The organism is Edaphosphingomonas haloaromaticamans (assembly GCF_001853345.1).
Taxonomy (GTDB): Bacteria; Pseudomonadota; Alphaproteobacteria; order Sphingomonadales; family Sphingomonadaceae; genus Sphingomonas_E; species Sphingomonas_E fennica.
The window spans coordinates 2,953,672-2,954,892 of record NZ_MIPT01000001.1 but is presented as its reverse complement, the minus strand read 5'-3'; the positions used below and the strand labels follow the sequence as shown (position 1 = coordinate 2,954,892).

The 1,221-nt window shown below is 70.3% G+C and carries 1 protein-coding gene and 1 pseudogene; one reads left to right on the top strand and one right to left on the bottom strand.

What is annotated here, in order from left to right; translation table 11 throughout:
• Positions 1-321 (bottom strand): annotated as a pseudogene (locus tag BHE75_RS13600) (LPS-assembly protein LptD); the annotation flags it as partial.
• A 248-nt stretch (positions 322-569) separates the two neighbouring features.
• Here BHE75_RS13600 and BHE75_RS25005 point away from each other — a divergent pair.
• On the top strand, positions 570-1,221 hold a 652-nt coding region (locus tag BHE75_RS25005; RefSeq protein ID WP_302622707.1), incomplete at its 3' end, for a M17 family peptidase N-terminal domain-containing protein.

Here is a 1,221-nt window from a genome sequence, read left to right as displayed (position 1 = left end):
GTCCTTCAGCGTGTCGGTCAGCCGCACATTGTCGCCATAAGCGGTGTCGCCGGCGGGATTGACGACGGCGACATTGCCCTCGGCCGTCACCTCGCCCGTCTTGCGGTTCCACGATACCTTCTCCGCGCGCAGCCGGCTGCCGGCGCGCAGCATGCGCACGTCGCCGGTGGCGGTGACGATATCGGCGTCATCGTCATATTCGATCTGGGCGGCGCTGAACGTCACCTCCTGATCGTTCGCGGGAAGCGGCGTGCCGCCTGCGGGCGGCGGGCCTTGTTCGCGATCCTGCAAATCCTGCGCGAGCAGCGGCTGGGCCCACATCAGGGCCAGCGGCAGGGCTGTCAGGCATATCGGCTTGAACTGGATCACGATCCCCCACGCGAAAGCCGGAACGAACGGCTGAGCGCCCGCCTATCGCACCCTCCATCGCCCGCTGCAACACGCCCTTTGCGTGCCCCGTCGCAGCCCGGCGTTCGGCGGGCGAAAATCGGCGATCGCCGTCGCCATCTTCAATCTGCGGCGATCAGCCTCTAGATGGGGCAAGACTCAACAGAAGGATGCATGTTCCGATGCAGGTGCGTTTTGCCGCCGTCCGCCCCGAGGGCGATCATGTGCTCGCCCTCATTGTGGCCGGCGGGGCCGATCCCGCGGCGCGCGCCGGGCTGGAGGGCGCGGCCCTCGCGCTTGCCCGCCGCGCGGCGGAAGGCGCGCGCTTCGAAGGGGATGCCGGCGGCCTGGCCGAGGCGGTCCTGCCGGAAGGCGACGGCGTTCGCCGCGTGATCCTGGCCGGCGCCGGCAAGGGCGGCGATGCCGATCCGTCGGGCTTCGAAAAGGCGGGCAGCGCGCTCGTCGCCCGCCTGCTCACCTCGGGCGAAACCCGCCTCGTGATCGATCTTTCGCCGCTCGGCGATGGGGAGGCCGGCAAGGCGGCCGCGCAGGTGGCCTTCGGCGCGTTGCTGCGCGGCTGGCGCCACGACGTCTATCGCACCAAGCTTCCGGCCAAATCACGCCCGAGCCTGGAGGAAATCGTGATCGTCGGCGCGGGCGAGGGCTTCGCCGCGCAGGCGGAGGCCGCCTGGGCGCCGCTGAAGGCGCTGGCGGACGGCATCGCCTTCACCCGCGAGCTGGTGAGCGAGCCCGCCAACATCATCTACCCCGAAAGCTTCGTCGCCCGCTGCCAGCCGCTCAAGGACCTCGGCGTGNAGATCNNGGTGNTNGNNG